This is a genomic window from Legionella moravica DSM 19234 (assembly GCF_000423305.1).
Taxonomy (GTDB): Bacteria; Pseudomonadota; Gammaproteobacteria; order Legionellales; family Legionellaceae; genus Legionella; species Legionella moravica.
In genome coordinates, this window is record NZ_AUHS01000008.1 from 172,597 (window position 1) to 197,689 (window position 25,093).

Here is a 25,093-nt window from a genome sequence, read left to right on the forward strand (position 1 = left end):
CCATGATCAACCCGAATTAGATATATTGAGACTATGCATGACATAGTCTCAACAGAATGTGACTTCTTATAATTCTTTACGATTGAATCACTAAATTACTCTAGTTTCCAGCAGCTTTCTTAATCAGTTCCTGCAATGACTCTTCACTTGCTGCGCCTGGAATAAATGAAGGCTCAGTACCTGATTTAAATTTGCCATCAGGAGTGGAGGCAACGATAAATGCTGGTGTTCCCATCAAATGCAGTTTTTCTGCCAGTTGACGATTCGCTTCAAGAATATCTGTAACTTCTTTACTGTCCATATCTTTTTTGAGCTTATCCATATTCAAACCTAATGATTTGGCAGCATCCATAACATTTTGGTCATCAAGACGTTTTTCAATTTTCAATAAAGCTTCATGCATCTGCTGGTACTTGCCTTGCATACCGGCAGCAAGAGCTACTCTTGAAGCCATTTCAGAGCTTTTGCCAAATATAGGGAATTCTTTGTAAATAACTCGTAAGCCAGAATCTTTTTTAACTAAACTATCAATAATTGGGGACATTTTTTTGCAGTGAATGCATTGATAATCGAAAAACTCGACTATGCTCACAGCACCCTTGGCATTACCCACTGTGGTCAGATTACCCTGGAACAGTTGATCTGCATTTTCTAAAATCGCAGACTGTGCTTGCTGCTGCATATTCTGTTGTTGCTTTTGTTGTAATGCCTGAGAAGCTTCCAACAGTACCTCTGGGTTACTGATCAAATAATCATGAACCAATTTTTCAATTTCTTTTTTTTGAGCATCAGACATAGGGGTAGTTGTAGCATCAGCGGCCATAGTCATGGGTGATACTAAAGTAGTTGCCAGCGCTCCTGCAGTTAAAAATTTTGAAAATTTCACACAATTCCCCTTATTAATGGTTAACTAATAATTTAAGTTAATATCGGCAGCGTACTCAGAGTCGATTCACTACCGGACTGAATTTTAATTGAATCCAGTTTCTTTAGCCAGTCGCACCCTAGCACCGACTAAAGAAAATTTCAATATTAAATACCGATTACTTACAAAGACTAATGCTCTTATCACTAACCTGCACCTTACCGGTTCTTTAAAAATGAGAACACTCATCAACAACCGTTAAATTAGCATAGGCCAAAACCAGCCATTTTACCCCATGTTCGCTAAATTTAACCTGAACACGGGTGTGCGCACCACTTCCCTCAACTGCCAGCACAACACCTTGTCCAAATTTTGCATGCACAACATTTTGTCCCATCGGTATGGCTGAAGATTCAGGTGCTGAAGGAATTTGACTTCGAGAACTTGACACTGGACTATACCGTGCCTTGACACGAACCTGATCAAGCAGTTGCTCAGGTAATTCTCGTAAGAATCGTGACGGTCGATGATATTCCTCTCGCCCATATTGACGCCTTACTTCGGCATAGGACAAGATCAGCTTGCGCATGGCCCGGGTCATGCCAACATAACACAGCCGACGCTCTTCTTCGAGACGACCAGGCTCTTCAAGAGATTGCTTTCCAGGGAATACCCCTTCCTCCAGGCCAACCAAAAATACAACGGGAAATTCCAGGCCTTTAGCGGCATGCAAAGTCATTAAGTGAACATAGCGCTCATGTTCCTCAGCCTGCATCTCACCGGCTTCAAGTGAAGCATGGGCCAGGAATGCATTGACCAGGGGAAGTTCGTCTTCTTCGTCTTGTTCGTAACGGAATTGTTTGGCCGCGTTAATTAATTCCTGCAAGTTATCCAGACGTGACTCGGATTTATCTCCTTTAATTTTACTGAAGTGAGCGTAGAGCCCACTTTTTTGAATCACTTCAGAGAGCTGTTCATCCAGCTCCATAGCTACTGTCTTTATCTGCAATTGTTCGATAAGTTCTATAAAGCGCAGTAGTGATGAACCCGAACGCTGAGTCATTTCACCTGATTGCAACAGATTTTTCGCAGCACTCCATAAGGAGCACTGCTCTGTTTTTGCATGGGCTCGAAGATCTTCCAGTGTTTTTTCACCAATTCCGCGTGTAGGGAAATTAACAACCCGCTCAAATGCAGTGTCATCATTCGTATTCACCAACAAACGCAAATAAGCTAAAGTATCTTTGACCTCTGCCCTGTCAAAGAAACGAACCCCTCCATAAATTCGATAGGCAATTCCGGCACGTAATAACGCTTCTTCTAACACTCGTGATTGGGCATTGGAGCGATACAGTATTGCAATTTCATCTGCACTGCCACCCTGATTAATCTCCATCATAATCCGTTCTGCAACAAAACGCGCTTCTTCCAATTCATTAAAAGCACTGTAGACAATTATTTTTTCACCCGTGTTTCCTGCGGTCCACAAATCTTTACCCATACGTGAGTTGTTATTGGTGATTAATGCATTGGCTGCTTCAAGAATAGTCGCTGTCGAACGATAGTTTTGCTCTAATCTGATGATGTGGGTATCTTTAAAATCAGTAGAAAACTTTTGAATGTTCTCAACTTTTGCGCCACGCCAACCATAAATAGACTGATCATCATCCCCTACTGCCAATACCGGAGTATGTTCTCCAGCAAGTAAACGGATCCAGGCATACTGGATAGTGTTGGTATCCTGAAACTCATCAACCAGAATAGCCTGAAATCGCTGTCGATAATGCGCCAGAATTTCCGGGTTGTCCCTCAACACTTCGTGGGTTCGTAATAATAGTTCGGCAAAATCAATGACACCGGCTGTTTGACAGGCTTGCTCATAAGCACTATAAATCGCTACCAGTGTTTTTGTTGGCCCATAAGATAAAGCATTAACATGCGGAGGCCTGATGCCTTCATCTTTTCTGCCATTAATAAAGGATTGGGCTTGCTTTACCGGCCAGCGATCGGGATCCAGATTTAAAGACGCGATGACTCTTTTAATAACGCGAGCCTGATCTTCTGAGTCCAGAATATGGAACTGTTCGGGTAAACGTGCTTCCTTATAATGGCGACGCAGTAAACGGTGGCATAAACCATGAAATGTTCCAACCCAGAGTCCCATCACCGGAGTATTCAGCATACTGCTTAATCGTGAGCGCATTTCACCGGCGGCCTTATTGGTAAACGTTACAGCCAGGATTCCATGAGGTGAAAGTTGTTCTTTTTCGATTAACCAGGCAATTCGGCTGACTAATACTCGAGTTTTACCACTTCCGGCACCAGCCAGAACCAACATATTATTTAAAGGAGCGGTAACCGCTTCACATTGGCGTTCATTCAAGCCCTTAAGAAGTGCTGTCATGCTCATAAATAGATTCCAATCGAACAGAGATGGAGCATTATCTTCAATTTAACTCATAAAGACAAAGGGATTATTCAAGTCTCTGGTATAAAATTCAGATAACGCTGGTATTGCTTTAAACCTATACAGAGCGCAAAATATTGTGATTTCTGTATTGCAGTTAATTAAAGTATACTATACAAAAAATTATAAAGGACTAATATGCATTCCCTCTATCCAGCAATTAAACCTTATGCCCAACATGAAGTCAAAGCAAGCAAACCCCATATACTATATGTTGAAGAAACTGGGAATCCAGAAGGAATTCCAGTCATTGTACTGCATCCTGGACCTGGTGCGGAAGCAGATCCCCATCTAAGACGATTTTTTGATCCCCAACGTTACAGAATCATCCTCTTTGATCAACGCGGTTGTGGACGTTCTACTCCTCATCTTGAAATTAAAGACAATACAACATCCTTACTGCTTGATGATATTGATGCAATCCGAGATTTCCTGGGCTTATCCGAGTTTGTACTGTTCGGTGGTGGCTGGGGCTCATTATTAGGGTTACTCTATGCTCAAAAATTTCCCCAACAAGTTAAAGCGTTGCTGTTGCATCAAATCTTTTTAGGCAGACAAAACGACATTGACTGGTTCTATAAACAGGGTGCCAGCTTAGTGTACCCTGATTATTGGCAAGAATTTATCAGTTTGGTTCCAGAGAACAAGCGCCACAATATTCCCCAATTTTATGCAGATTGCCTGCAAGGATCTAACGATCTCATTCGAATGAGTGCTGCAAAAAACTGGGCGCTTTGGCAAGCACGATGCAGTAGTTTGCAACCCCATCTTTATGTCATCGATCAATACAGCGATCCTCATTTTGCTCTTGCACTTGCGACACTGGAATCCCATTTCATCAATAATCGTTATTTTATTGAAGAAAACCAGGTTATGGATCAGGTGCATAAAATAAGGCATATACCAACCTATATCGTCCACGGTCGATTTGATCTGGTCAGCCCATTAGCCGGAGCGTGGGAACTTCATCAGGCAATACCTGCATCAAATCTTAGAATTGTACGCGATGCCGGGCACTCCGACAGAGAATCGGGAATAATTGATGCAATAATTTACGCGACTAAAGAGATTTCAAAACAAGGATTAGATGCATGTTAACTGTGATTCAGCGTGTTACTGAAGCGCGGGTTGACATTAATGACACTCCGGTAGGGTCGATTAATCAAGGCTTAATGATCCTGTGTGGATTTGAGCCTGATGATACAGAGCAACGGTTGGCTCGAATGATCGATAAGTGCATCAACTACCGTATTTTTGATGATGGTCAAGGCAAAATGAATTTAAGCCTGAAGGAAATTGATGGCGGTCTTTTGCTCGTACCGCAATTTACTTTAATGGCGGATACTCAAAAAGGCCTCCGGCCTAGTTTTTCAAAAGCAGCGCCGCCTGAACTTGGACGACAACTCTTCGATAAATTATTAAGCATGGCACATCAAGCACATCCCAAAACACAATGCGGAAGTTTCGGAGCCAACATGCAAGTCCATTTGTGTAACGATGGGCCAGTTACTTTTTTGATGCAATTTTAAATCTCAACAGGATAATTTATCTTTGAAACTCAAATGGATTATCCTGAGCTACCCCTCTTTAATTTACAGCAAATTTCTTATTGTAAGAGCTGTTTGCAAGAAGCATAAACTGGTGTAACATCATTCTAAGTATCTAAAAAATTAGAATAAATTATGCGTTTAATTGTAACATTTGCAACTATGGTAAGTTCTTTAGTGTTAACAGGATGTGCTCATAAAGGGACTAATCCCATAGACCCATATGAACCATTTAATCGCAAAGTTCATAACTTTAATATGGCTTTTGATGCAACCATGTTAAAGCCGCCTACACGACTCTATGTTGCGGTTGTTCCCACCGTAGTGCGCAAAGGCGTTAATAATGCATTTAATAACCTCGATATGCTGCCCACCATCGCTAACGATATTTTGCAAGCTAAAGGAAAATGGGCAATAAGAGACTCCTGGCGTTTTGCCATTAACTCGACCATTGGAGTTGCTGGTATTTTCGATGTAGCGAATAAATTTGGTCTTCCTCCTCACTATAATGACTTAGGGCTTACTTTTGCCAAATGGGGTGATAAAAAATCCCCCTATATTGTCATCCCCTTTATAGGACCAAGTACCATTAGAGATGGTTCGGGCTGGCTGTTCCAATTTGCCCTTTGGAGCCCCTACGTTTACATGAAAAATGATGCTCTCGCCTTTGGTCTAATCGGTTTAAGATATGTTGATTTACGCTCACAACTCTTTGAAACTGAACGGCTGATGAATGAGGCATTAGATCAATATTCGTTTATTCGTGATGCCTATTTACAGCATAGAAGTTATCTTATAACCGGAGCGGAGCAAGATAATGGTTCACTCTATGCTCAAGACGTCCAGGCAGATCAATCAGCTGCAGCTAACGATTATGTTGATGAATAATTTACTAAATGGGTCATAATACCGTATGATTGCATGATTCCCCGCCTTTTCGCGGAGGAATCGTAGCATCAATTTAGTCAGCTTGTAGTCTTTAACCAATAATTAGTTCGAATCAATGTATTGCCGCGCCAAGCCCCACCCTAAGCTTAAAAAAGTGAAGAACGTTCAGGCAAAAAGCCTAGGAAGTAAGGCTAAATAAATCAAATATCAACAGCCCCTAGCAACAATTCCCTCGGTTCCAGCTTTTATTGCTGGCGAATCTTTTCAAGGCCGCGAAGAAAATCACCCGCTATATCCAATCCTGTTTCTTCTGAAATTTCTCTTAAACAGGTAGGACTGGTCACATTAATTTCAGTCAAATAATCACCGATCACATCAATACCAACAAAGTACAATCCTTTATCTTTTAGCACAGGGCCAATTTGTTCACATATCCATCGATCTCTTGCTGTAATGGGAACAACTTCTCCCCTGGCTCCGGCTGCCAAATTACCTCGTAACTCCCCTTGTGCAGGAATTCGCGCCAAGGCGTAGGGTACTGGCTCACCATGAATCACAAGAATTCGTTTGTCTCCTGTAACAGCAATTTCAGGGATATAGCGTTGTGCCATAATGCACTTGGTTTCACCTTTAGTTAATACTTCAAGAATAACCGATAGATTTCTTCCCTGCTCATCCACATGAAAGACTGAACTTCCCCCCATGCCTTCCAATGGTTTGAAAATTACATTTTTATGCTCGCGCCAAAAGGCTTTTAATCGCTTGATGTCTCTGGATACCAAGGTAAGAGGACAACACTGAGGAAAATTCAAAGTAAAAAACTTTTCATTAGCATCACGTAAACTTTGAGGCTTGTTTGCCACCAAAACGCCATCTCGCTCGGCAAGCTCCAAAGCATAAGTAGTATAAATGTACTCAATATCAAAGGGAGGATCTTTGCGCATGAGTATCATATCAAAATCACTCAATGGTTTTTCCCCCAGATCGTTTACTTCAGCCCATTCAGAACTGTGTAAATCACCAATACTGATCTCATGAACTCGCGCATAGGAATGACCCGAACTACAAAACAAATCTTCTTGAGTAAAATAAACACAGGACCAACCCATAGCTTTAGCGCTGGATATCATTGCAACAGTAGTGTCTTTATAGGGTTTCAAACGATGTAATGGATCCATTAAAACTGCGACTTTCATTATTCACCTCCGATAGCCCTGATTTCTCGGGCAGCGGCCAAAGCTGCCAAACGAGCAATCACTCCATAAACATAAAAGCGATTAGGACAATCCACCACTTCCAATTCATCACAGGGCATATTGCACGCTTGAGCAAAAGCCAATGGTTCGAAATGCATTCCTGGCGCATTCAAATTTTCATCAATTCCTCTCCCCTGATGAACTCTGTAGAATCCGCCAACAACAAATTGACCAATCATATAGACAACAGGCTCAGCTACTGCTCCATTCGGCATGGTTTCAAAGGTGTAGACCCCTTCCTGAATAATCACTCTCTCAACCTTTCGACTTCCTTTGCTACTGGACATTTTGGTACGTTGTTTTCTATTTAACTGTCTGATTTCATTGGCATCGTGAACCATCATAACACTCATGCCATAAGTTCCATTATCTGCCTTAACGACAACAAACGGCTTTTCTGCAATTCCATAAACAGCATACTTATCCGCTATCAAACCAAGAATTTTTTCGACCTCTTGAGCTAATTGCTCAATTCCTTCCTGCGCCATAAAGTCGACTCCATCAATGGCACTGAAATAGGGATTGATCAACCAGGAATCAATATCTACCAATTCCGCGAATTCCTTGGCTACTTCATCAAAAAATTGAAAATGGCTTGATTTCAAACGGGATGCCCAACCCAATTTAGCGGTGGGTCTTATTCGTTGCTCCAATCCGACCAGTAGCTCAGGAACACCTGAAGACAAATCATTATTTAACAATAAGAAACATGGATTAAAGTCATCTAGCCCTACTCGGTTATCTTGTCGTCGCAACGGCTCAATGAGTAAACTCTCACCATTTTCAAGTAATACTTCCGTGGGATTTGTTATTTCGGGATCCAGACTTCCAATACGAACTATAAATCCTGCTTTTGTGAAGATAGTACGAAGTACATTTAAACTTTGTAAATAAAATTTATTACGAGTGTGGCTCTCCGGTAAAATCAGAATTTTAGTACAATCCGGAATATACTCAATTAACACCGATTGAGCAGCCTGGACGCATAGAGGAAGAAAGTCTGGATTCAGATTATTAAATCCAGCCGGGAATAAATTAGTATCTACTGGTGCCAGTTTAAATCCCGCATGCCGCAAGTCTACAGATGATGTTAAAGGGGCAGGAGTTTCCTTCCATTTTTGCCTGAACCAGGCTTCGATTGGAGCAACATGATTTAACAGAATTTTTTCTACATGAAATAAAGGTCCCGAGTGAGCAGTAGTCAGATGAGGTACCGGTATGTCATTAGCGTTCATGCGTGTTCTCTAAATGTGGGAATGACCTGATGTTACCCTATGTTCATGATAAAATAAAAGATAAAGTCATCTATTCAACACACCAACTCCTGGCTCAATTCCCCTAATTATAGTCCAATAATCAGAGAGGGTTAACCGATTCGAAAATGCCGCAAGGTCACATTAGGGTTAGTCAAAACGCCCTATCACGAACCAGCTATTTTATATCCCACTTAGCCTTTAGCCATCTGGGTTAAGGAGAAATTATACGCACACTGTCACTATCTGGCCTAAACAAAAAACACATAAAAATCCTGAGGATTGATTCATTTAGCACTTGAGTGTCATAATTCAAGTTTTCACATTATTGATGAACATACCCGTTTATGGATAAATTAAAAACCTTAAAATCACTCCTCCTTCTCATCGTTTTAGGTTTTATCTGGGGCTCGGGATATTCGTTAGCTAAATTTGCCATGACGAATGGAGTATCTCCTCTTGGGTATGCATTCTGGCAATCATTAGGTCCCGCTGTATTGTTAACCTGCATTTGCCTTGCCACGCAAAAAGCTAATCTGTTTCACCGCTCATACTACCCCTATTTTTTAATGTGTGGATTAATAGGAATAACCATTCCAAATACCAATATGTATTTCATAGCCAGTCATATCCCTGCAGGATTATTGGCAGTACTTGTGAATACAGTACCGCTTCTTGTATATCCATTGGCCCTTCTGACAGGCCAGGAGAAATTGGATGGATGGCGTTTGTTTGCTTTATTACTTGGCATGACAGGAATACTCTTTATCATAGGTATTAATACCACGGGTTTGTATTCAGGTTGGACATTATTAGCCCTGTTAAGTCCACTAGGATTTGCTGTTTGCTCTATATACATCGGTATAAAACAACCCAAAGGAATAAACGCTCTGCAAGCGGCAAGTGGCATGCTCCTGGCGGCCTCGCTTCTGCTAATCCCTCTTGTGGTATCCCAAGGATCATTTTATCCTCTTTCTGGGCCATTTACTTTTGTAAAACAAATTATCGTTCTGGAAATTATCTTATCCAGCCTGGGTTACTTACTTTTTTTCACGCTTATTCGTTTAGCTGGCCCTGTATTTTATAGCCTGACAGGCGGCGTCGTTGCCTTGACTGGCTTATTTTGGGGTTATCTCATTTTTGGAGAAACGCCTTCCCCTATGCAAAGTGTGGCCGTTGTTTTAGTCATTTCTGCCATTTTTCTGTTATCATGGAGGCAATCAATACATATGAAAGGAACCTGATTTATGATTGCTGAACTGGCAAAACAATTCAGTACCCAACTTGAAACCTTTTTTTATCTGATTGCTTTAATCAATGGAATGTTACATATTACTTTTGCAGGTGCCGTAGCACGAGATGCTGGTAATTTATACCGACTAGGACAAAAACCGGTTTTAGTATCTGCACCAACCTGGGCATTCGCTACTTTAATAGGTGGAGTGTTGACTGCGACAATTTACTGGCTGCTTCATCATTCAACATTAACCAGACCGTCAATGAGAGAAATTCGTTATGACAAAGCATGATATTAAAACTATAGATGTTCATGAGTTAAAAAATAGAATGGATGCTCATCCAGATTTATGCTTAATTGATGTACGTGAGATTGATGAATGGCGTGATATGCGAATCCCTGGAGCGCTTCACATTCCCAAAGATGAAATCTCTGTAAAAATAAACGATTCAATAACAGATAAATCAAAACCGGTTTATTTGCATTGCCGAGGCGGCGTTCGATCGTTATATGCGGCTCAAAGTCTTATGGATATAGGCTATCAGGATGTTTATTCAGTAGATGGCGGAATCATGGAGTGGGCAATGTTTGGTTATCCCGTTGAGCAGGAGTAGTTATGCTCCAGCAGCATGAGTGAACAAAGAGAGCCCATTATTCTTTCTTGTAATCTCATACTCCTGCTGGTTCAAGGCTGATTCGACTTATACAGTATACAAACAGGGGCCGGTAGTTACACTCTTTTAAAAAAAGCACATGAATTAGGGCGTGTTTACAATTCATCTCCGCAGACTACGTGCCTCGATTTGTTCGCGGTAGAGAATAGGAGTTGTAGCCTGTTTGCTCGCAAACAGGATCATGATTTTTCGAGCTTCAAAATCGAAGCTTATAGTTGGTGCATCAAATCCTGGTTGCGAGCAACCAGGATACTTAACTGAGACATAGTTGATTGTAAACAGCCCTAACCTAATCCATTTGACATGGGAACAGGCTCTGCTGAAGGGGTTGTATCTTTAGCTGGTGTTTTAGGTACAGAAGCCTTTGAACTGCTTGCTCCATACAAAGTGGAACGGTGTTTGGCAGGGCTTACTGTTTGCTCCTTTTTAGCTTCCGCGCTGTCTACATTATTATTGAATAGCGCAGCTTCTTTTAATTTTAGATCTTTTATATCAATTTCGACTTTATATCCTTCAATATCAAATGGATTAACAGGCAAATAACCTTTTCTGCAATCACCACCTACATAAACATGGTTAAGGAAAAAATTGAGCAGACTGGGATACATGTCAACCAACTCGATATCACCAGGCATATTATCTTTAGTTAAATTAAGGCTCAATCCCAGGAACCGCTTCATTCCACTATTATCTGCACTTAATACAAAACTGTAAATTCCACCATAACTTTCTACAATTTTATCGTAGATATAAAATGCTAATGTATTCAATACTCGTGCTGCTTCAGATTTATCATCCTGTTTATCAAGGAGTTCTATTGTTTTTAATAAGAGACGCGCTTGAATCTTCCTTTCTTGAGGAAGTATATCAGTGGCCTCCCATAGTTTATCAAGATCCTTTTTGTAAGTTTTCTTATGCTCTTTAATTGATGATGCTATGGCTTCTTTAATGCTGGATTTTAATATTTCATATGCTACTAATTCATAAGACATCTTAATTTCTCCTTAAACTCCATTAACAGGATTAGTGAATTTCTTTCACCAAAAATCAGTTTAAACTAATTAATTATTTTCGTCATGTGTTTTCTTTTTACTAACTATTTAAATTTCAACCTGTTGATTTTAATAAAAAAATATCAGTGCCTATTGACCTTTCATCTATAGCCCCCTACTTCTCGCGCATACAGGAGTAATATAGGTGAAGGGAGCAATTATCAACAGACCCTAGAAGATAATTCAGTTAATAAATTATTGCTTTATAGGTCTTTTTTACGGTAATTTAATCAGCAATTTAACTTTTAGCAGTTACTCTAATGATAAGAATCCTCTGCAGTTCACTGTTGTTTTTTTATGCTTTTATTGGATATGCTCACCCCCCCCAACCCAAGCTGATTGTACAAATTGTGGTTGACCAGTTACGTGGCGATTTAATCCACAATCACCAACATCAAATGGGATCCGGGGGCTTTAATTATTTAATAAGTCATGGTATCAACTTTAATAACGCCCACCATCCTCATGCCAACACCACTACCTGTGCCGGTCATGCAACTATAGCAACTGGTAGTTATCCTTCGATACATGGTGTCATCGATAATGACTGGTTTGACAGAAACTCAAAAAATCTTATCTATTGCATGGAAGATTTGAACAACGCGATTGTATCGACAATTCACACAAAAAAATCCATACCTGGCCGTTCTCCAAAAAACTTGCAAGGGACTACTCTAAGTGATGAAATTAGCCTGGCAAATAAAGGAAAGGTGTTTGCGGTCTCTTTAAAAGATCGCGCTGCGATAACGCTAGCAGGTCATTCAGGAAAAGCATTCTGGTTTGACAAAATAAACGGTGGCTTCGTATCCAGCAGGTATTATTACACCAGTTATCCTCAATGGGTTCAAACCTGGAATGCACAGTATAAGCCTGTAGCCTTCGACTGGACTCTAAGTCAACCCATTACTCAATATCAAAACTCTGCAACAAAGCCATTCAAAGAATATTATGGAGATTTTAACCAAACGTTCCCTCATCATGTTAGCAATCCTCCATCAGAATCCTATTTTAAATCTTTATCCAGAACACCCAAAGCAGATCAATTAACTGCTGATTTTGCAGAACAATTACTTATTAATGAACAATTAGGAACATCAGACAATAAAACAGATTATCTTGGCATCAGCTTTTCAGCAGTAGATGCCATCGGGCATCAATTCGGTCCAAATAGCCTTGAAGCAGAAGATAATTTAATGCAGTTGGATAAAACATTGAGTCATTTATTATCTGTAATCGACAAACAGACTGGGCTCGAAAATACACTCATTATACTCACTGCGGATCATGGCGTTAGTGACAGCCCAACTTTTCTTAAATCACATAATATCCCTCAAGGTAAACCTTTTGACATTGCGGCATTGGAGCAAGCCATTAAACTGATGTTATCTAAAGAATATCAACTTCCCCCTGAGACTTTGATGTCCATTACCCCACCCTACATCTACCTCAACCATCAGCTCATTGCTGAGCACAAATTAAGTGTCTCTAAGGTTAGCAGATTTATATCCAATTCGCTGATTCAGCAACCAGGCATATACAGAGCTTATCCATTACCAGTTACCAATATTGAAGAAGATTGGCTCACTGCCAAAGTCAATCGTATGGCTTACCCTTATCGTGCAGGAGATGTGTATCTGATTCCTCCTCCTTATCAATCGCTTGATGACAAACAAGAGGATACAGTTTCCCATGGAACCCCGTGGCAATATGATAGTTATGTACCTTTATTGTTCGTCAATCCAAAATTTGAACCGAAGCTCATTTCACGACCAGTGTACACTACCGATATTGCTTCGACCTTATCGGCTTTATTGGGTATTAATCCTCCTTCTGGAGCAGTTGGCGCTCCCCTCAAAGAAGTAGTGGAATTTTATAGGGATGTTGCCTAATACCGTATTTAAATAAAGATACCTTGGTTAACGAAATATTCGATTAGGTGTAAATTAGAGCTGCCTGTTGTTCAGGCAAGCTCAATTTATATTATCTAAATATTCTGCTACCAGGCGAGGAATGGATGAAACTCTGACAAATATGAAGTAATCCACATGAAAAACCCCATATACAATTGAATTTAACGCAAAATAGCTTTACTATTTGCACAAAATTTTTAACGATATCATTATGACTAAGCAAGCTATCATTATTGGAATTTCCGGGCCATCAGCATCGGGTAAAAGTCTTTTAGCAAATACTATTGTGAGCGAACTTGGCTCAGAGCAAGTAGTAGTGATCTCTGAAGACGCATATTATAAAGATAACGGCCATATGCCTTTTGGTGAGCGTGAAAAGATAAATTACGATCACCCTGATTCATTTGACCATGCACTACTTTGCGACCACCTACGCCAGCTCAGAATGGGTAAATCAGTAGATATACCGATTTACTCCCATTCGAAACATTTACGCTTACCTGAAACCAGAACAGTAGGTCAGCATGCGATTATTGTTTTAGAAGGAATTTTGCTATTCAGTGACAAAGCCCTTAGAGAAATTATGGATATTCGCATTTTTATGTCTACTCCATTGGATGTTTGCTTAACCCGACGTTTAAAACGAGATGTTGTTGAGCGCCATCGCTCTTTTGAGTCAGTTCTCCACCAATACGAAACAACGGTCAGGCCTATGTATTTGCAATTTATAGAACCATCGAGCCGATATGCCGATATTATTGTACCTCGTGGTGGTGAAAATCGAATTGCCATTGAAATGATTCAAGCAAAAATGCGCGAATTGCTCGCATCACATACTACTAAATAAGAGTAAGACGAAGGAGAATACTGTGGGATTTTTATCTGGAAAAAAGGCCTTAATTATCGGATTAGCAAGTAATCGTTCCATTGCCTACGGAATAGCAAAAGCATTTCATGCTCAAGGAGCGGAGCTCGCCTTCACCTATCAAAATGAAAAATTACAGTCTCGTGTTGAAAACATGGCGGCTGAATTTAATTCTACGCTAACGTTCCCTTGTGACGTTGCTCGAGATGATGACATCAGCGCTTTATTTACTAACCTAGGTAAACATTGGGATAAATTTGATATTCTGATCCATTCGGTAGCCTATGCTCCAGCAGATCAAATCAGTGGTGATTTTATTGAATGCTCTAATAGAGAAGGATTTAGAATTGCTCACGACATCAGCGCATACAGTTTAGTAGGCTTGGCTCAAGCTGCATTGCCAATGATGGAGGAAACACAAGGCTCTATATTAACCTTAAGCTATTACGGGGCAGAGAAAGCAGTACCTAACTATAATGTCATGGGTATTGCAAAAGCAAGCCTTGAGGCAGCAGTACGTTATCTGGCAGCAAGTCTGGGTCCACGAGGGCTAAGAATCAATGCTATATCAGCTGGGCCGATTAAAACGCTTGCCGCAGCAGGTATCAAAGATTTTCGCAAAATACAGGCTGCCTATGCAAACATTACTCCACTCCAAAGAAATGTTACAGCAGATGAAGTTGGAAATACAGCAGCATTTCTATGCTCTGACCTGGCGTCAGGAATAACCGGTGAAGTGGTTCATGTGGACGCAGGTTACCATGCTGTTTCAACAATGAGCGAACTAGGTTAATCGGATACATTAAGACTGCTTGGCAGCTTAAATATCTGAAATAACCTATCAGTTTAGACTGGTTCCCAGCCACTATCTCTGGATGATATCTATGGCTGCACCAGTGAATGTATCCGGCATTAATCCAGAAATGTCGGATAGCAACCCTAAAGCACTGGATCCAGCGATAAAGCCCCAAACCATCTTCACTTTTTTTAGCGTAAGTTGAGCCTTGGCCAGACAATTCATTGATTCGAAGTAATAATTGGTTTATGAGAGATTGGGCTTGATCTGGTACAGCAAATACATCAATTCATTTTCGAACATGGCTTAGATTTTGTATGGCCAAGGCCCAACCTAATCAAGCTGAACCCTTGGATCAAAGCCACATAAATCCGAAGTACAACATTAGTCCCTATCTTAACCGAATTCCCGCGGCTATGACCGCGGGATCCAGGAGTTGTAGCCTGTTTACTCGCAAACAGGATCATGCTTTCTCAAGCTTTTAAATCGAAGCTTATAGTTTGTACATAAAATCCTGGTTGCGAGCAACCAGAGGTCCGGCCCCGATCTTGGGAAAAAGGTATCAAATCTCGAATGGTTCAAATCTTATGCGAGCGTCGCAAAATCACTTTAGCAATTTTATGACTAGAAAAAGTTTACAACTAATTTTAATCAACGCGTGTGCCTATCCTAGCAAAATTTCTTGCCCAAAAAATGTAAAGTAATTTACCAACAATATCTTTCATTGGGATTAATATAGTTTCATCTTTATTAACCAAAACCAAAACCATATCTTGAGGAATCGTAATTGAAGTACTTTTTTTAGTAAAAGTATCTCCAGTGATACCAATTACTTTACCAACATAAATTTTATTTTCATCAGAACTTTTAAAAGCAATAAAGGATCCAACAGTATATTTTGGACTCGAAAAAATAAGTACTGGGCTTAGAGAATTAAAAGGTGCACTATTATCAAAAACATTAGTTATAAAAAATCCTGATGAATGTCCATAATTCATTTTTGCCATTTCGAGATCTCCAGTCTGTAATGTTGGTGAAAATATTTCATTTATAATCCGTGGGTGTTGATAATTAGCCATAAATGCTTTAGAAAGAAGAAATATAAAATAAAAAATTAGGGCAAAGAAAATATAGAAATACCATTTGTTATACCAATTTAATTTAACCCCATTTTTATCTACGTTAAGTCTATAAGCATCGTAGGCTATGTATATCCAGATAAGGAAAAGAGCTAGGTATGTTGGTACTCCGCTATAAATATAATTCATAGCTCCAGCAGCATAGCTTAAGGATATGGCAAGCAGAATTCCCGATAAAAGAAAAGAGCGTCCTAAACGACCACCAAAGATTTGGCCTATACCTGGGATTTAGGCCAGTGATAATAAGGCTAAAAAAATAGCTGTCAGTTTTTTTCGGTGTTTTATTTGCATATCGATTCCCAGTTTAGTTTTAGCACCATCTTTAAAAATTATCTTCCTCTTCATTCGAAGAATATGCCAGTCTCAAAAATGAGAGATTTAACGTATAAGCTATTATTTAACCTACTCTTCACAGTAATGCAGTTACTTTCGATTAAACTCTCGCAAGTTTTACCATCTTGATTATAAGATTGCTCCTCCAAAAATTGACATTTTAATGAGATTAGCCAATTGATGCGCAGCAAAGATCATGATACAAAGTGTCGTAGTCTTTAATAAGGCATAGCCCAAACCATATTGAATTGATTTTAAAACCTTGCCTCGACACTCCTCAACATGCCGCATAACGAATCGTATAGAACGAGTGAAGATATAGAATAATGGTATTGTAATTATAATGATGCTTGTAGCAACCAGATTACCTCCAAACCATGAGAGCAACCCGAGTATGAACGTCAGAAGCAAACTAAAAAGAATATCGAGAAATAGGCCTATAAGTAACTCCATAGGATCTTCGCTGGCGCCTGCTTTACTAAAATCCCCAATATTATCTACATAGAGTGAATTCAGAAAATCCCACTTCGATATATTGCTAATAGCCTCCGATACAGTAATTGCTCCATCATCCAAAAATTTTACTCCATGATACAAGATATAAGAATAGAAAAAGGTCATCATCAAACCAATGACCAAAGCGAGTGTTTCTAGTTCAATCCACACTGGCTTATGCATTAACAAAATGACAATAGTAGATGAAAGCAAGACGATAATTAATGCTGTCCAGAAACATGTTTTCATGCTCCAATGTGTACGTCTGCGTTTACCATTTTTATTTTCGATATTTTTCATTTTTACTTACAAGCTCATGTTCAAAAACATGCGGAGTATACCTTATGTTTTATTTTTGATCAATTGGACGCTCTAGATTTTGCTTATGAACTGCATCTTCGTAATTTTTATATTGCCACAATAAATGCCTTGCCCCCAACCAGGCTTATTCTATTAAATCATATTATCAAGACACAATGTTGCGCCTTGGATCGAAACCACAGAAATCCGAAGTGCAACATTAGTCCCCATCTTAACCGAGTTCCCGCGGCTATGACCGTGGGATCCAGGAGTTGTAGCCTGTTTGCTCGCAAACAGGATCATGCTTTCTCAAGCTTCTAAATCGAAGCTTATAGTTGGTGCATAAAATCCTGGTTGTGAGCAACCAGGCTTAATTGAGACATAGTTGATCCATGATGTTAGCATTGAAGTATGAAATCTCGCGGTCTTCGCTGCGGGAAGTCGACTTAGATTTATTTAAAGGCAGCTAACTGATGCTGAGACATAGTTAATCTAGAGTGAAAAACTGGACTGATTTGTCGTAGATTCTGTTGCTCGCAACAGAATTGTTTCGAACGTATCGCATTACATTGTAATGGTTGTAAAGTAATAGTTTCTAATGGGTATATATCAACAGAATTGTTGGTAACGATAGACTTAATTACTAAATGTATTGATACAGTATCAGTTCAATTAAATGCCTATCGTTGCCAAATGAAAATCTTAAATTTTAATGACGCTCAATTTTAGCTTGTTTCAGCAAGGCGTTAACATAAAGATCGTAATCCATCATGCCATAACTTGCTTCAATTTGCTGAATCAAGCTGTCTTGCTGCTCCTTGTCCAACGAACTCAATTTTCCATCATTGATGCGCTTCAATCGTACTACGACGTAGTCACCATTATTCAGGATGACACCATCACGACTTTCAGGTCTAAGTAGATTAAAGGCCAAATCATTAATTACAGTGTCAGCCTTATCACTATCACGAGAAGATTGAACGACTGACTTCCATTCCAGTTGATTTGATGTCATCAGATCTTTTTGTTTTTCATCTTCAACTGGATTTAATAAATTCATTCCCACTTCTTTCGCTTTAGCATCAGCCTGAGATTTTGCAATGGTTTTTTCAATTTGTTCACGAACATCAGCCAGCTTTTGTTTTTTCGAGGGAATATGCTGATTAACTCGAATGACAACAACAGAATCGTTATCCAATTGTATTGGATCGCTGTTATTACTTAATTCGAGTACATCATGACTAAACGCCGCATTAATGACTTGTTTGTTTTTAGTAATAGCGTCCCTACCTCCCAAACGAGAGAATGGCTCAGATGTTTGAATTTTTAGTTTCAAAGCATCCGAAACAGGATTTAAAGTATCAGGAGTCTGATAACTTAAATCTGAAAGCTGTTCCAAAGCCTGCGCATATTGCGTTTGCGCCATGTCAGTTAAAAGCTGTTCTTTAATTGTTGAAGACACCTGTTCCAACGATTTGGTAGTTACAGGTTTGTAGGCTATTAATTTAAAAATTTCCAGACCATGCTTCGTTTTTACTGGTGCAGAAATCTGACCTTCCTCGGTTAGATCAGATAACACTTTAGCGTATTCAGTTTGACCTGCAGTTATCCAGGGCAGAACTCCCTTATCCGCTACAGAAAGCTTATCATCAGAAATTGTAGAAACCATGTGTTCAAACTGTTTTGGATTTTCTTCCAGCTGAGCATAAGCATCATCTGCATTCTTTTGAATTTTTTCCTGTTCTTCCAGAGTAGCGCCCTCAGGTACAGCAAATAAGATATGCGCTACCTTCCACTGAGCAGGTGTAAGATAATTATTTTTATTTTCTTCATAATAACGAGCAACATCGTCATTGGAAATTTTTAAACGCGATTTAATATCATGCATTGATAATGTGATGTAATCTACAGTAACTTGCTCTGGAGTCATGAACTCATTTTGATGTGCTTTATAATAAGCATTTATATCATCGCTGCTGACTTTAATCTGCTTAAGAAAATGAGATGATGCTACGGTTAGGTAATCATAGTCACGTGTTTGCATGTACAATCGAACAAAACGCTTAATTTCTTCAGGTAATGCAAACGAGTTACCCATAAAAGCATAACGCTGCTGATTAAGTAACATCCCCTGACGCACTTCGTTTTGAAAGGTTTCAGGAGTAAATAAAGCACCGCTTAATGCCTGCTGATAGCGTTCGCTTGAAAAATGTCCGTCAACCTGAAATTGTGGAATATTAAGAATTGCGGCATTCGCTTGATCTGCAGTCACTTCAAATCCGTACTTGCGAGCGGCCTGGAGAGTTACTTCATTAGTAATCATTTGATTAAGGACTTGATTTTGCAGATTTTTTTCATCTGACGCGGTCATCTGTGCCAAATCTTGCTGAGCTCGAGTACGTCTGTAGTTAGTTTCAAATGATTGATTGGTTATTGGCTCATTATTCACTACAACCTTGGCATTGGATGTTTGATGCGATTGCAAATAATAATCCACACCAAAAAGAGTAAATGTGATAGCGATTAATATGATGACTAACCAAGCTACAACACCTTGTATGCGTTCATTTAACTTCTGCAACATGTCCCGAGATCCATTAATGATATTTAATAAGCTTGATAAAGGCAGATAGTACCATAAGCTGATAAAAAAAACGCGCCTTTCGGCGCGTTAATCTGGCGGAGTGGACGGGGCTCGAACCCGCGACCCCCGGCGTGACAGGCCGGTATTCTAACCAACTGAACTACCACTCCAATTCATGGTGGGTGCTGTAGGGATCGAACCTACGACCCTCGCCTTGTAAGGGCGATGCTCTCCCAGCTGAGCTAAGCACCCAGAAAACTTAAGCTTCTTGTACAGCTTCTTTAAGGTTTTTACCCGCTTTAAATTTCGCTACTCTAGATGCTTTGATCTGAATAGTTTTCCCTGTTTGTGGGTTTCTACCAGTACGTGCTGAACGATTACCTGTTGAAAAAGAACCAAATCCAGGTATTACAACTTGATCGCCACTTTTTAAGGCATCAGTTACAGTAGTCATAAAAGTTTCAAGAACTCTGCTTGCGTCAGCTTTTGTCAAACCTGAACCGCTTGCTATAGCATCAACTAATTCACTCTTATTCATCTTTTCCCCTTTACAGTTAATCATCCATATTCCGGAGCCATTTAAACAGATTTAACTGCTCCAGTCAAGTTCCTACATCCTTGCAGTGCCCGCCAGTGGCGGACTACGAGGAGAAATATACCCTTAATTAATGTGCATGTAAATCATTATTTTTAATTTTTTTTGATTTCTTATTCGCTAACACCTCAGATTGTACATTTGTTGACTGATCTACCCAAGGACTGCGTTGTAAAGCCAGCTCAAGAACCTGTTCAATGGTCTTAACAGGGTGAATTGAGAGCTTTCTTAAAACGTTATCAGGTATCTCTTCAAGGTCTTTTACATTGTCTTCAGGTATCAGTACGTGTTTAATTCCACCTCGATGGGCAGCCAATAATTTTTCTTTTAAACCGCCTATGGGCAAAACTTGTCCACGCAAGGTAATTTCACCGGTCATTGCGACATCCGCCTTGACGGGAATTTGTGTAACCACAGATACAAGAACTGTAGCCATACCGATTCCAGCACTAGGTCCGTCTTTTGGAGTAGCTCCTTCAGGCACATGCACATGAAAATCACTTTTTTCGAAAAAGTCATCAGCCAGACCCAATTTCTTGGCTCGACTTCGGACTACTGTCATTGCCGCATGGATGGATTCCTGCATCACCTCACCCAATTGCCCAGTATGCGTAACTTTTCCTTTACCCGGCATCATCGATGCCTCGAGGGTTAATAACTCACCTCCTACACTGGTCCAGGCTAATCCGGTTACTTGGCCTACCTGATCAAATTCTTCAGCTAAACCATATCTAAATTTTTTCACACCCAGATACTTTTCAATATTGCTCACAGTTACAGTGATTTTTTTTATTTTTTTATTGGAAAGAATTTCTTTAACTACTTTTCTGCAAACGCTCGCTATATCTCGTTCTAGGTTACGAACACCAGCCTCGCGCGTGTAATGTCGGATAATGTCTCTAATAGCACCTTCACTGATATGGATTTCATTTGTATTCAATCCATTCGATGCAATTTGTTTCGGTACCAAATACTGTTCCGCAATACTTACTTTTTCATCTTCGGTATATCCGGCAAGACGAATCACTTCCATTCTATCCAGCAAGGGAGCAGGAATTTCAAGAGAATTGGCTGTTGCAATGAACATAACGTCACTCAAATCATAATCAACTTCAAGGTAATGATCGCTGAAGGTATGATTTTGCTCTGGATCCAGAACTTCCAACAACGCTGAAGCAGGGTCTCCACGAAAATCCATTGCCATCTTGTCGACTTCATCGAGCATAATAAGCGGATTCTTGACACCAGCTTTACATAGCTTCTGAATTATTTTACCTGGCATGGAGCCAATATAGGTTCTTCTATGACCGCGAATCTCCGCTTCATCTCTCACGCCACCAAGAGCAATACGAATAAATGTACGTCCAGTAGCATTTGCAATAGATTGTCCCAAAGAAGTTTTACCAACCCCTGGAGGGCCTACCAAACATAAAATAGGACCTTTCAAACGTTTGACACGCTGTTGAACTGCCAGATATTCGATAATTCGTTCTTTAACCTGTTCCAAACCATGGTGCTCTTTATCCAATAATTTTTCTGCTTTGAGCAAATCAAACTGGATTTTATTTTTTTTCTTCCAGGGAACCATCAGCATCCAGTCAAGGTAATTACGAATGACTGTTGCCTCTGCAGACATAGGTGACATCATTTTTAATTTATGAAGTTCAGCCAGCGATTTTTCTTTCGCTTCCTTGGGCATTCCGGCTTTATTAATTGATTGCTCCAGCTGTTCAATTTCATTACCCTCTTCGCCCATTTCCCCTAATTCTTTTTGAATCGCTTTAATTTGTTCATTGAGATAATATTCGCGTTGACTTTTTTCCATCTGTCTTTTAACGCGGCCTCTGACCCTCTTCTCAACATGTAAAAGATCGATTTCATTTTCAATGGCGGCCATTAAGCGTTCCAGCCTAGTGCCTACATCCAAAGTTTCGAGCAACTCTTGCTTGTCATCTACCTTAAGTGTTAAATGAGCGGAGATGGTATCAGCCAATCGACCTGGCTCTTCAATACTGGCAAGAGGTGATAATACTTCAGGTGGTATTTTTTTATTTAATTTAATGTATTGTTCAAATTGAGACATCAAGGAACGCATTAAGATACCAATTTCTGGTTCTTTTAATTCCAGATTCACTTCTTCTATAGGATCAAGTGACGCCTCAAGATACCCTTTTTCCTGATTGTATACTTTTACTCGAGCACGCTTTTCTCCCTCAACAAGTACTTTTACTGTACCATCAGGAAGTTTTAGTAATTGCAAAACACTGGATAGCGTCCCTACCTGATATATATCATCCGGAGTTGGATCATCATTAGCCGATTTGCGTTGAGCAACCAGGAAGATCTGCTTGTTATCAACCATTGCCGCTTCAAGGGCTTTGATTGATTTTCCACGCCCGACAAATAGAGGTATCACCATATGAGGGTAAACCACTACATCTCTTAATGGTAAAACAGGAACGTTAGACATATTAGCCGTCTCACTTAATATCATTTCATTTTCACTAGACATGATGAACCCTTATTCAAACGAAAAGCCTTGATTAGAATTTTGCTACGTTTTATATGAGTATACAGATATTAAAGCCAGTGAACAATTCGTTAAATGAGCGATAAATTATTGATTTTCTGGTAACAAATTCAAAAGTGCTTCTAACTTGTTAACATAGAACAATGTCAACACATCTACAAATGCTCGCCTGTTTTAGAACGATGAGGGATGAAGACTTGAATCCCATAGTGGATGATTTTCACTATGAGATTCAATGGACACGAGTTATTCTTTACTGCCTGCGGCGCTTATCATCTCTTCATGTTCATAAATAAGAATAGGTTTGGATGAATTATTCACTACACTCTCATCTATAACAACCTTATTCACCCCTTCTAATGAAGGTAATTCATACATGGTGTCTAAAAGAATATTTTCAAGTATAGCTCTCAAACCGCGAGCGCCCATTTTTCGTTCCAATGCTTTTTTAGCGATTGCTGTCAAAGCTTCGTCTCTAAATTCCAGATCAACATCTTCCATTTTGAAGAGAGACTGGAATTGCTTGGTCAATGCATTTTTAGGCCGAGTCAGAATATCAATTAACGCAGCTTCATCCAGTTCCTGTAAGGTTGTAACAACAGGTAAACGGCCAACAAATTCAGGAATCAATCCGAATTTAACTAAATCATCAGACTCAAGTTGGTTTAGGACTTTAGAAACTTCTTCACTATTGTCTTTTTTATTTTTTAATTGTGCAGAGAATCCGATGCCTGATTTGTCACTTCGTTCGCGAATCACTTTTTCCAGGCCAGCGAATGCGCCTCCGCATATAAATAATATATTAGAAGTATCTACCTGGAGAAATTCTTGCTGTGGGTGTTTACGTCCACCTTGAGGCGGCACGGAAGCAATTGTTCCTTCGATCAGTTTGAGTAAAGCCTGTTGCACGCCCTCACCAGAAACATCTCGGGTAATAGAAGGATTATCTGATTTTCTTGATATCTTATCAATTTCATCAATATAGACTATTCCTTGCTGCGCTTTATCAACGTCATAATCACATTTCTGCAATAATTTTTGAATGATGTTTTCAACATCTTCTCCAACGTACCCTGCTTCAGTTAAAGTGGTGGCATCAGCCATGGCAAAAGGAACATTTAAAATTCGTGCGAGAGTCTGTGCCAGCAATGTTTTACCACTCCCTGTCGGACCAATGAGTAAAATATTACTTTTACCCAGTTCCACACCATCCTCACTCTTGTGCTGCAAACGTTTGTAATGGTTATAAACAGCTACAGACAATACTTTTTTGGCATGTGGCTGTCCTATAACATATTCGTCAAGAAAACTCGAAATTTCTTTAGGTGAAGGTAAATGGGCTTCTGTTTCTTCCTGAACTTCATGTGTTTCTTCTCGAATTATATCATTACATAACTCAACACATTCATCACACACGAATACAGAGGGTCCTGCGATAAGTTTTTTAACTTCATGCTGACTCTTGCCACAAAAAGAACAATATAGAACTTTATCTCCACTTCCGTTACCGGATTTACTCATAACCTAACCCCTTCTTACAGCTACTACCAGATTAATTAGTAATATACATGTAAAATTTTAGTCAATCAGAAAAAGATAAGCCAATTAAATAATGCCAACTCCGCAAAAATCAAGCGGAATTAGCATGAATATCGATTGGCTAGTTACTCAGATGTACCTGATACAAGCTCTCGATCATAAAGAACCTTATCAATCAGTCCATAATCAACTGCTTGAGAAGCGCTCATGAAATTATCTCGCTCAGTATCACGCATAATTTGATCAGGTGTTTTTTTGGTATGTTTCGCCATAATGCTATTTAAACGCTCTCTAACTGCCAGAGTTTCACGCGCATGAATTTCAATATCCGTTGCCTGGCCTCTATAACCGCCGAGGGGTTGGTGAATCATTACTCGTGAATTCGGAAGACAAAAACGTTTACCATCCGCACCAGCACATAATAACAGAGCAGCAGCACTTGCTGCCTGACCGATACATAAAGTGCTTACATCTGGTTTAATAAATTGCATTGTGTCGTAAATAGCAAGACCAGCAGTAACGACACCTCCAGGTGAATTGATATACAGAGAAATATCTTTCTCAGGATTCTCAGATTCAAGAAACAATAATTGGGCAACTACCAGATTGGCCATATGGTCTTCTACTTCACCCAAAAGAAAGATAATTCTCTCCTTCAACAGTCTTGAGTAAATATCATATGAGCGCTCACCTCGAGATGTTTGCTCGATAACCATTGGAACTAATCCACTAGCACTTCGAATTAAGTTATCTGAATAGCCCGGCATA

The 25,093-nt window shown here is 39.7% G+C and carries 21 protein-coding genes and 2 tRNA genes; 9 read left to right on the forward strand and 14 right to left on the reverse strand.

Annotation, left to right across the window (positions count from 1 at the left end; genetic code table 11):
- Window positions 1-100: 100 nt before the first annotated feature.
- Window positions 101-886, reverse strand: coding sequence for a DsbA family protein (locus G543_RS0102255; RefSeq protein WP_028383088.1), 786 nt, complete (start codon window positions 884-886; stop codon window positions 101-103).
- 208 nt (window positions 887-1,094) lie between these two features.
- A complete protein-coding gene (gene uvrD, locus G543_RS0102260; RefSeq protein ID WP_028383089.1) occupies window positions 1,095-3,275 on the reverse strand; it encodes a DNA helicase II in 2,181 nt (726 codons plus the stop codon).
- 195 nt (window positions 3,276-3,470) lie between these two features.
- On the opposite strand from uvrD, the gene pip reads away from it, so the two are divergent.
- From pip to G543_RS0102275, 3 genes are all read left to right on the forward strand, one after another.
- Window positions 3,471-4,430, forward strand: coding sequence for a prolyl aminopeptidase (gene pip / locus G543_RS0102265; RefSeq protein ID WP_028383090.1), 960 nt, complete (start codon window positions 3,471-3,473; stop codon window positions 4,428-4,430).
- Window positions 4,424-4,861, forward strand: coding sequence for a D-aminoacyl-tRNA deacylase (gene dtd / locus G543_RS0102270; protein ID WP_028383091.1), 438 nt, complete (start codon window positions 4,424-4,426; stop codon window positions 4,859-4,861). Before pip ends, dtd begins: the two co-directional genes overlap by 7 nt.
- A gap of 153 nt (window positions 4,862-5,014) precedes the next feature.
- Window positions 5,015-5,767, forward strand: coding sequence for an MlaA family lipoprotein (locus G543_RS0102275; protein WP_028383092.1), 753 nt, complete (start codon window positions 5,015-5,017; stop codon window positions 5,765-5,767).
- Window positions 5,768-6,012: 245 nt separating this feature from the next.
- Here the strand turns inward: G543_RS0102275 and gshB are convergent, their stop codons facing one another.
- Together gshB and gshA are read right to left on the reverse strand one after the other, a co-directional pair.
- On the reverse strand, window positions 6,013-6,963 hold the full coding sequence (gene gshB, locus G543_RS0102280) for a glutathione synthase (RefSeq protein WP_028383093.1): 951 nt from the start codon (window positions 6,961-6,963) through the stop codon (window positions 6,013-6,015).
- Window positions 6,963-8,258 carry a glutamate--cysteine ligase gene (gene gshA / locus G543_RS0102285; protein WP_028383094.1) on the reverse strand — a complete coding sequence of 432 codons (1,296 nt, stop codon included), beginning with the start codon at window positions 8,256-8,258 and terminating at the stop codon, window positions 6,963-6,965. Before gshA ends, gshB begins: the two co-directional genes overlap by 1 nt.
- Before the next feature lie 365 nt (window positions 8,259-8,623).
- Here gshA and G543_RS0102290 point away from each other — a divergent pair, with 365 nt between their 5' ends.
- The 3 genes from G543_RS0102290 to G543_RS0102300 are packed head-to-tail and all read left to right on the forward strand — an operon-like array spanning window position 8,624 to window position 10,127.
- Window positions 8,624-9,520 carry a DMT family transporter gene (locus G543_RS0102290; RefSeq protein ID WP_028383095.1) on the forward strand — a complete coding sequence of 299 codons (897 nt, stop codon included), beginning with the start codon at window positions 8,624-8,626 and terminating at the stop codon, window positions 9,518-9,520.
- 3 nt (window positions 9,521-9,523) lie between these two features.
- A complete protein-coding gene (locus tag G543_RS0102295) occupies window positions 9,524-9,805 on the forward strand; it encodes a hypothetical protein (RefSeq protein ID WP_028383096.1) in 282 nt (93 codons plus the stop codon).
- The gene (locus G543_RS0102300; RefSeq protein WP_028383097.1) at window positions 9,792-10,127 is read left to right on the forward strand and encodes a rhodanese-like domain-containing protein; all 336 of its coding nucleotides are present in this window, start codon (window positions 9,792-9,794) and stop codon (window positions 10,125-10,127) included. The genes G543_RS0102295 and G543_RS0102300 overlap by 14 nt, the downstream gene beginning before the upstream one ends.
- A gap of 344 nt (window positions 10,128-10,471) precedes the next feature.
- Here G543_RS0102300 and G543_RS16890 read toward each other — a convergent pair whose 3' ends face one another.
- Window positions 10,472-11,179, reverse strand: coding sequence for a hypothetical protein (locus tag G543_RS16890; protein WP_051190552.1), 708 nt, complete (start codon window positions 11,177-11,179; stop codon window positions 10,472-10,474).
- Window positions 11,180-11,499: 320 nt separating this feature from the next.
- Between G543_RS16890 and G543_RS0102310 the strand changes: the two genes are divergently transcribed.
- From G543_RS0102310 to G543_RS0102320, 3 genes are all read left to right on the forward strand, one after another.
- Window positions 11,500-13,128, forward strand: coding sequence for an alkaline phosphatase family protein (locus G543_RS0102310; protein ID WP_028383098.1), 1,629 nt, complete (start codon window positions 11,500-11,502; stop codon window positions 13,126-13,128).
- A 232-nt stretch (window positions 13,129-13,360) separates the two neighbouring features.
- Window positions 13,361-13,996 carry a uridine kinase gene (gene udk, locus G543_RS0102315; protein WP_028383099.1) on the forward strand — a complete coding sequence of 212 codons (636 nt, stop codon included), beginning with the start codon at window positions 13,361-13,363 and terminating at the stop codon, window positions 13,994-13,996.
- Window positions 13,997-14,018: 22 nt separating this feature from the next.
- Window positions 14,019-14,807: an enoyl-ACP reductase FabI gene (locus G543_RS0102320; RefSeq protein ID WP_028383100.1), complete on the forward strand. Its 789-nt coding sequence runs from the start codon at window positions 14,019-14,021 to the stop codon at window positions 14,805-14,807.
- Between the two features lie 650 nt (window positions 14,808-15,457).
- Here G543_RS0102320 and G543_RS0102330 read toward each other — a convergent pair.
- From G543_RS0102330 to clpP, 9 genes are all read right to left on the reverse strand, one after another.
- Entirely contained in the window at window positions 15,458-16,078 is a 621-nt protein-coding gene (locus G543_RS0102330; protein ID WP_028383101.1) for a hypothetical protein, read from the reverse strand.
- A gap of 333 nt (window positions 16,079-16,411) precedes the next feature.
- The gene (locus G543_RS0102335; RefSeq protein ID WP_028383102.1) at window positions 16,412-17,077 is read right to left on the reverse strand and encodes a hypothetical protein; all 666 of its coding nucleotides are present in this window, start codon (window positions 17,075-17,077) and stop codon (window positions 16,412-16,414) included.
- A gap of 709 nt (window positions 17,078-17,786) precedes the next feature.
- Entirely contained in the window at window positions 17,787-19,661 is a 1,875-nt protein-coding gene (locus tag G543_RS0102340; protein WP_028383103.1) for a SurA N-terminal domain-containing protein, read from the reverse strand.
- 93 nt (window positions 19,662-19,754) lie between these two features.
- Window positions 19,755-19,831: transfer RNA gene (locus G543_RS0102345), tRNA-Asp, on the reverse strand.
- Window positions 19,832-19,837: 6 nt separating this feature from the next.
- A tRNA-Val gene (locus tag G543_RS0102350) sits at window positions 19,838-19,913 on the reverse strand.
- Window positions 19,914-19,920: 7 nt separating this feature from the next.
- Window positions 19,921-20,199, reverse strand: coding sequence for an HU family DNA-binding protein (locus tag G543_RS0102355; RefSeq protein ID WP_028383104.1), 279 nt, complete (start codon window positions 20,197-20,199; stop codon window positions 19,921-19,923).
- Window positions 20,200-20,326: 127 nt separating this feature from the next.
- Complete coding sequence (gene lon / locus G543_RS0102360) at window positions 20,327-22,768, reverse strand: endopeptidase La (RefSeq protein WP_028383105.1); 2,442 nt, start codon at window positions 22,766-22,768, stop codon at window positions 20,327-20,329.
- Between the two features lie 264 nt (window positions 22,769-23,032).
- The gene (gene clpX, locus G543_RS0102365; RefSeq protein WP_028383106.1) at window positions 23,033-24,307 is read right to left on the reverse strand and encodes an ATP-dependent Clp protease ATP-binding subunit ClpX; all 1,275 of its coding nucleotides are present in this window, start codon (window positions 24,305-24,307) and stop codon (window positions 23,033-23,035) included.
- A gap of 143 nt (window positions 24,308-24,450) precedes the next feature.
- Window positions 24,451-25,092: an ATP-dependent Clp endopeptidase proteolytic subunit ClpP gene (gene clpP / locus G543_RS0102370; protein WP_028383107.1), complete on the reverse strand. Its 642-nt coding sequence runs from the start codon at window positions 25,090-25,092 to the stop codon at window positions 24,451-24,453.
- Between the last annotated feature and the right edge of the window lies 1 nt (window position 25,093).

Excerpts from the sequence above, each read along its gene's own strand:
- G543_RS0102340 (WP_028383103.1), bottom strand. The coding sequence starts at position 19,661 with ATGTTGCAGAAGTTAAATGAACGCATACAAGGTGTTGTAGCTTGGTTA.
- G543_RS0102355 (WP_028383104.1), bottom strand. The coding sequence starts at position 20,199 with ATGAATAAGAGTGAATTAGTTGATGCTATAGCAAGCGGTTCAGGTTTG.
- udk (WP_028383099.1), top strand. The coding sequence starts at position 13,361 with ATGACTAAGCAAGCTATCATTATTGGAATTTCCGGGCCATCAGCATCG.
- G543_RS0102290 (WP_028383095.1), top strand. The coding sequence starts at position 8,624 with ATGGATAAATTAAAAACCTTAAAATCACTCCTCCTTCTCATCGTTTTA.
- lon (WP_028383105.1), bottom strand. The coding sequence starts at position 22,768 with ATGTCTAGTGAAAATGAAATGATATTAAGTGAGACGGCTAATATGTCT.
- G543_RS0102310 (WP_028383098.1), top strand. The coding sequence starts at position 11,500 with ATGATAAGAATCCTCTGCAGTTCACTGTTGTTTTTTTATGCTTTTATT.
- G543_RS16890 (WP_051190552.1), bottom strand. The coding sequence starts at position 11,179 with ATGTCTTATGAATTAGTAGCATATGAAATATTAAAATCCAGCATTAAA.
- G543_RS0102300 (WP_028383097.1), top strand. The coding sequence starts at position 9,792 with ATGACAAAGCATGATATTAAAACTATAGATGTTCATGAGTTAAAAAAT.
- gshB (WP_028383093.1), bottom strand. The coding sequence starts at position 6,963 with ATGAAAGTCGCAGTTTTAATGGATCCATTACATCGTTTGAAACCCTAT.
- G543_RS0102330 (WP_028383101.1), bottom strand. The coding sequence starts at position 16,078 with ATGAATTATATTTATAGCGGAGTACCAACATACCTAGCTCTTTTCCTT.
- clpX (WP_028383106.1), bottom strand. The coding sequence starts at position 24,307 with ATGAGTAAATCCGGTAACGGAAGTGGAGATAAAGTTCTATATTGTTCT.
- uvrD (WP_028383089.1), bottom strand. The coding sequence starts at position 3,275 with ATGAGCATGACAGCACTTCTTAAGGGCTTGAATGAACGCCAATGTGAA.
- G543_RS0102275 (WP_028383092.1), top strand. The coding sequence starts at position 5,015 with ATGCGTTTAATTGTAACATTTGCAACTATGGTAAGTTCTTTAGTGTTA.
- dtd (WP_028383091.1), top strand. The coding sequence starts at position 4,424 with ATGTTAACTGTGATTCAGCGTGTTACTGAAGCGCGGGTTGACATTAAT.
- clpP (WP_028383107.1), bottom strand. The coding sequence starts at position 25,092 with ATGCCGGGCTATTCAGATAACTTAATTCGAAGTGCTAGTGGATTAGTT.
- pip (WP_028383090.1), top strand. The coding sequence starts at position 3,471 with ATGCATTCCCTCTATCCAGCAATTAAACCTTATGCCCAACATGAAGTC.
- G543_RS0102295 (WP_028383096.1), top strand. The coding sequence starts at position 9,524 with ATGATTGCTGAACTGGCAAAACAATTCAGTACCCAACTTGAAACCTTT.
- G543_RS0102335 (WP_028383102.1), bottom strand. The coding sequence starts at position 17,077 with ATGAAAAATATCGAAAATAAAAATGGTAAACGCAGACGTACACATTGG.
- gshA (WP_028383094.1), bottom strand. The coding sequence starts at position 8,258 with ATGAACGCTAATGACATACCGGTACCTCATCTGACTACTGCTCACTCG.